This window comes from Campylobacter sp. 2352 PW (genome assembly GCF_024723575.1).
Classification (GTDB): Bacteria; Campylobacterota; Campylobacteria; order Campylobacterales; family Campylobacteraceae; genus Campylobacter_D.
This window is the reverse complement of record NZ_JANQCX010000024.1, coordinates 1-6,290: the sequence shown is the minus strand read 5'-3', so window position 1 is coordinate 6,290 and position 6,290 is coordinate 1. Positions and strand designations below refer to the sequence as shown.

The window sequence follows — 6,290 nt, the reverse complement described above, 5'->3', positions numbered from 1 at the left end:
ATAAAACCATAAAAATTCAAAAATAAAATAGAATAACTAATAAATAGCAAAAACAACATATAAAACTAAATTTTATAAAATAATAAAAAATAACAATAAATACCCTATCTAATCTAATCAATACTAACTAATTAGAAATTTTCACAATATAACTAAATAGCATATAAAACTAAAAATTTATAAACTAATAAAAAAATAAATAATTAAAAACTAGAAATTAAAAAATCACTTACAACCAACTAAACAACCAAATAAAAACCATAAAAATTTAAAAATAAAAATCAATAATAATTAAAAAAATAAACTAATTTAAAAGTTAAACCAATCCAAAAATAAACCAATTTAATAACTAACAATAAAAATAAACATAAGATTATATATAAAGTAAGAATAATAAGAGAATTAACAAGTCCGCAATGAGCTACTTTCCCCCTGCCAGTAAGGCGTAGTATCATCACCCACGATGTGCTTAGCTTCTTGGTTCGGGATGGAGCAAGGCGTCTCCACATCTGTATAATCACGGACATTGTTATTTAAATATTCTATATTAATATAGCATAATAAAAGCAATCAATAAGATTTAGATATAAAAAATCATTATTTTTATTTTTAGCTTTCATCTTATTCTTATATTTATATGTTTTATTAAACTAAATCACTTTACTGTTTTAGAATACTTAAAAAACAATGTTAAGAGCAAGTTCTAATATAAACTTTACTTGTAAGATTTTATAAGCTAATGTAGTTTTCATATAAAAACACTCAAAGCTTTATTAAAAACCTTAACAAGGAAGTGATGCTTAAATAAGATAAGCCAAACGCTCTATTAGTACTGGTCAGCTAAAGGACTTTCATCCATTACACACCCAGCCTATCAAACTAGTAGTCTTCTAGAGAGCTTAGAGAAGATTCATCTTAGAGTTGGCTTCACGCTTAGATGCTTTCAGCGTTTATCCGTTCCAAACTTAGCTACGCTGCGATGCTCTTGGCAGAACAACAGCTACACCAGTGGTTTGTTCAACCCGGTCCTCTCGTACTAGGGTCAAATCTCTTCAATCTTCTTACGCCCACGGCAGATAGGGACCGAACTGTCTCACGACGTTCTGAACCCAGCTCGCGTACCGCTTTAAATGGCGAACAGCCATACCCTTGGGACCTGCTCCAGCCCCAGGATGCGATGAGCCGACATCGAGGTGCCAAACCTCCCCGTCGATGTGAGCTCTTGGGGGAGATCAGCCTGTTATCCCCGGGGTACCTTTTATCCTTTGAGCGATGGCCCTTCCACACAGAACCACCGGATCACTAAGACCGACTTTCGTCTCTGCTTGACTTGTATGTCTTGCAGTTAAGCTGGCTTATACCTTTATACTCTACGAACGATTTCCAACCGTTCTGAGCCAACCTTTGTAAGCCTCCGTTATTATTTGGGAGGCGACCGCCCCAGTCAAACTACCCACCAGACATTGTCCCACTTGAGGATAACTCAAGCTGGTTAGCTACCCAAATAAGAAAGAGTGGTATCTCAACAACGGCTCATATACAACTGGCGTCATATACTCAAAGCCTCCCACCTATCCTGCACATTCTTATCCAAATAGCAGTGTCAAGCTGTAGTAAAGGTCCACGGGGTCTTTCCGTCTTGCCGCGGGTAGGAGGAATTTTCACCTCCACTACAATTTCACTGGATCCCTCTTTGAGACAGCTCCCATCTCGTTACGCCATTCATGCAGGTCGGTATTTAACCGACAAGGAATTTCGCTACCTTAGGACCGTTATAGTTACGGCCGCCGTTTACTCGGGCTTCGATCAAGAGCTTCGCTAATGCTAACCCCATCAATTAACCTTCGAGCACCGGGCAGGCGTCACACCCTATACATCCTCTTACGAGTTAGCAGAGTGCTGTGTTTTTGGTAAACAGTCGGGAGGGACTCTTTGTTGTAAGTTTCTTCGCTTTCGGAGTAAATCCTAATACGAAGCGAACCACACCTTATACCGAAGATACGGTGCTATTTTGCAGAGTTCCTTAAAGAGAGTTCTTCCACGCGCCTTAGAATACTCATCCCACCCACCTGTGTCGGTTTACGGTACGGGCAACATTAGCTAAACTTAGAAACTTTTCTTGGCTCGACGGCATCAGCAATTCTCCTCGCTGTCCGAAGACTTTGAAGAGCCTTTCAGTTCTCGGAGTATTGTTATACGGATTTGCCTATATAACCTCCTACGACCTTAGACTAGCACTTCCATCCGCTAGCTTGCTTAGCCCTAAGCGTCCTTCCATCGCACACTAATGTTGGTATTGGAATATTAACCAATTTGCCATCGTCTACCCCTTTCGGACTCGACTTAGGACCCGACTAACCCTACGATGACGAGCATCGCGTAGGAAACCTTGGGTTTACGGCGTTAATGATTCTCACATTAATTATCGCTACTCATGCCTGCATGCTCACTTCTATTCGCTCCAGCACTCCTTACCGGTATACCTTCGGCGCAAATAGAACGCTCTCCTACCACTTAGTAAAACTAAGTCTACAGCTTCGGTACTTACTTTAGCCCCGTTATATTTTCCGCGCAAAATCACTAGACCAGTGAGCTATTACGCTTTCTTTAAAGGATGGCTGCTTCTAAGCCAACCTCCTGGTTGTTTAAGTAACTTCACATCGTTTTCCACTTAAGTAAGATTTAGGGACCTTAGCTGGTAGTCTGGGTTGTTTCCCTCTTGACGACGGATTTTATCACTCGCCGCCTGACTGCTGTGATTACATATAAGGTATTCGGAGTTTGATAGGGTTTGGTACATTGGTGTATGCCCTAGCCCATTCAGTGCTCTACCCCCTTATACTACGACACAACGCTATACCTAAATATATTTCGGAGAGAACCAGCTATCACGAAGTTTGATTGGCCTTTCACCCCTATCCACAAGTCATCCGGGGGCTTTTCAACGCCTATCGGTTCAGTCCTCCACTAGTTCTTACACTAGCTTCAACTTGCTCATGGATAGATCACTTCGTTTCGGGTCTGCAGCATCTGACTTAAGCGCCCTATTCAGACTCGCTTTCGCTACGGCTTCGCGTGTGCTTAACCTTGCCAGACACCACAACTCGCAGGCTCATTATGCAAAAGGCAGTCCATCACACTGTATTGCTACATAGTGCTCTGAATGATTGTAAGCAAATGGTTTCAGGTTCTATTTCACTCTGATCACCTCAGTTCTTTTCACCTTTCCCTCACGGTACTTGTGCACTATCGGTCTGGTAGTAGTATTTAGGGTTGGATCGTGGTCGACCCAGCTTCAGACAGGATTCCTCGTGTCCCGCCCTACTCAGGATACTGCTAGCTAAGGTTTGGTTTTCGTATACGGGACTATCACCCTCTATGGCTACACTTTCCAGAGTGTTCTACTAACCTCACCTATTGCACATTGCAGTCCTACAACCCCCAGTGCAAGCACTGGGTTTGCCCTCTTGCGCTTTCGCTCGCCGCTACTGACGCAATCTCTATTGATTTCTTTTCCTGTAGGTACTAAGATGTTTCAATTCCCTACGTTCGCTCCATTATGGTAGTATATATCTCTATATACTGGGTTGCCCCATTCGGAAATCTACGGATCAAAGCTTCTTGACAGCTCCCCGTAGCTTATCGCAGTCTAGTACGTCCTTCATCGCCTTTACCAGCCAAGGCATCCACCATTCGCTCTTAATAGCTTACCTTTTAAATTCATTCTAAAACGCATCACTTCCTTGTTAAAGTTTTTATGATAAGACTTTACTATCTTAAGACGGAAAGCATTTAAACACTTAATAAAACTAAATAAATTAGCCTCACTAAGCTGTGAGTTTAAAACTTGTCTTTAACTAAAAGCTAAAGAAAAGATAGCTAGGTTTTATCCTTTAACAAGTCCTGTAAAATTGTTTTTATTAAAACTTGCTTGTGACTCTTAACAATGATAATTCAAATAACATTAAATAATTAATCTAATATATAAAATATTCTATTATTTATTTAGCTTAGGTCTTAAAACCTAAAGGAAGTATATATAAATAGTTTAAATAATTTAAAAACATAGACAATAAAGTATTTTACTTTATTTACTGCTTTATTATTAGCTATATACTTGCTTTAAGTTTTAAAACTTTAACTTAGAATTGATAAACAAATCTTTTTTTATGGTGGGCCTAACAAGACTTGAACTTGTGACCTCACCCTTATCAGGGGTGCACTCTAACCAGCTGAGCTATAGGCCCTTAATAAATGGTGGAGAATAGCGGGATCGAACCGCTGACCTCCTGCGTGCAAAGCAGGCGCTCTCCCAGCTGAGCTAATTCCCCAAAATTAGCTTTTCATCAATCTTTGAAATCTAAACAAGGATGATTGAGTCTATATATGAACTGATAGTTGTGAGACTTATCAGTTTGTACTCTAGAAAGGAGGTGATCCAACCGCAGGTTCTCCTACGGTTACCTTGTTACGACTTCACCCCAGTCGCTGATTCCACTGTGGACGGTAACTAGTTTAGTATTCCGGCTTCGAGTGAAATCAACTCCCATGGTGTGACGGGCGGTGAGTACAAGACCCGGGAACGTATTCACCGTAGCATGGCTGATCTACGATTACTAGCGATTCCGGCTTCATGCTCTCGAGTTGCAGAGAACAATCCGAACTGGGACATATTTTATAGATTTGCTCCACCTCGCGGTATTGCGTCTCATTGTATATGCCATTGTAGCACGTGTGTCGCCCTGGGCATAAGGGCCATGATGACTTGACGTCGTCCACACCTTCCTCCTCCTTACGAAGGCAGTCTATTTAGAGTGCTCGGCCGAACCGTTAGCAACTAAATACGTGGGTTGCGCTCGTTGCGGGACTTAACCCAACATCTCACGACACGAGCTGACGACAGCCGTGCAGCACCTGTCTCTAAGTTCTAGCAAGCTAGCACCCTCTTATCTCTAAAAGGTTCTTAGGATATCAAGCCCAGGTAAGGTTCTTCGCGTATCTTCGAATTAAACCACATGCTCCACCGCTTGTGCGGGTCCCCGTCTATTCCTTTGAGTTTTAATCTTGCGACCGTACTCCCCAGGCGGTACACTTAATGCGTTAGCTGCATTACTGAGATGACTAGCATCCCAACAACTAGTGTACATCGTTTAGGGCGTGGACTACCAGGGTATCTAATCCTGTTTGCTCCCCACGCTTTCGCGCCTTAGCGTCAGTTAAGTTCCAGCAGATCGCCTTCGCAATGGGTATTCTTGGTGATATCTACGGATTTTACCCCTACACCACCAATTCCATCTGCCTCTCCCTCACTCTAGACTACCAGTTTCCCAAGCAGTTCAACGGTTAAGCCGTTGGATTTCACAAGAGACTTGATAATCCGCCTACGCGCCCTTTACGCCCAGTGATTCCGAGTAACGCTTGCACCCTCCGTATTACCGCGGCTGCTGGCACGGAGTTAGCCGGTGCTTATTCCTTAGGTACCGTCAGAATTCTTCCCTAAGAAAAGGAGTTTACGCTCCGAAAAGTGTCATCCTCCACGCGGCGTTGCTGCGTCAGGGTTTCCCCCATTGCGCAATATTCCCTACTGCTGCCTCCCGTAGGAGTCTGGACCGTGTCTCAGTTCCAGTGTGACTGATCATCCTCTCAGACCAGTTAAGCGTCATAGCCTTGGTGAGCCATTACCTCACCAACTAGCTGATACTATATAGTCTCATCCTACACCGAAAAAACTTTCCCTACTCAACTTGTGTTAAGCAGGAGTATAGAGTATTAGCAGTCGTTTCCAACTGTTGTCCTCTTGTGTAGGGCAGATTAACTATACCTTACTCACCCGTGCGCCACTAATCCACTTCTAGCAAGCTAAAAGCTTCATCGTTCGACTTGCATGTATTAGGCACGCCGCCAGCGTTCACTCTGAGCCAGGATCAAACTCTCCATAAAAAATAATTGGATAAGTTTAATCTTTTTCTTCAAAGAAAAAGTTGATTGTTAAGATTTAAAAATAAATCTTTCTGGCTCAATCGATCACTTATTTAGATTTCAAAGATTGACTATAAGATTTGATTAACAATATTAATAATTTAAAGAACAAATACTAAAAAATTAAGACAAAAAGTCTTAGCTTTTTAAAACCCTTTCGTTTAAAAAGGAAATGAAATTATAGCAATAAAAGCTTAAAGTTTTATTAACATAATTAGACATTTAAAGAAATTTGTTTTAGGGTGAGTTTATATTTGTTATTATGGTGGTGTAAGTGTGTAAGTTATGGTTGAAAAAAAAAGGGGGGGGGT

Annotated in this window: 2 tRNA genes and 3 rRNA genes; all 5 read right to left on the bottom strand. The window is 41.4% G+C overall.

Annotation, left to right across the window (positions count from 1 at the left end):
* Positions 1–408: 408 nt before the first annotated feature.
* Positions 409–525: ribosomal RNA gene (gene rrf / locus CAMP5121_RS07900) — 5S ribosomal RNA — on the bottom strand.
* A 280-nt stretch (positions 526–805) separates the two neighbouring features.
* Positions 806–3,713: ribosomal RNA gene (locus CAMP5121_RS07895) — 23S ribosomal RNA — on the bottom strand.
* Positions 3,714–4,170: 457 nt separating this feature from the next.
* A tRNA-Ile gene (locus CAMP5121_RS07890) sits at positions 4,171–4,247 on the bottom strand.
* Positions 4,248–4,255: 8 nt separating this feature from the next.
* Positions 4,256–4,331 (bottom strand) — tRNA-Ala (locus CAMP5121_RS07885).
* A 95-nt stretch (positions 4,332–4,426) separates the two neighbouring features.
* Positions 4,427–5,940, bottom strand: a 16S ribosomal RNA gene (locus tag CAMP5121_RS07880).
* The 16S, 23S and 5S rRNA genes sit together here with 2 tRNA genes alongside, the layout of an rRNA operon.
* Positions 5,941–6,290: the final 350 nt, after the last annotated feature.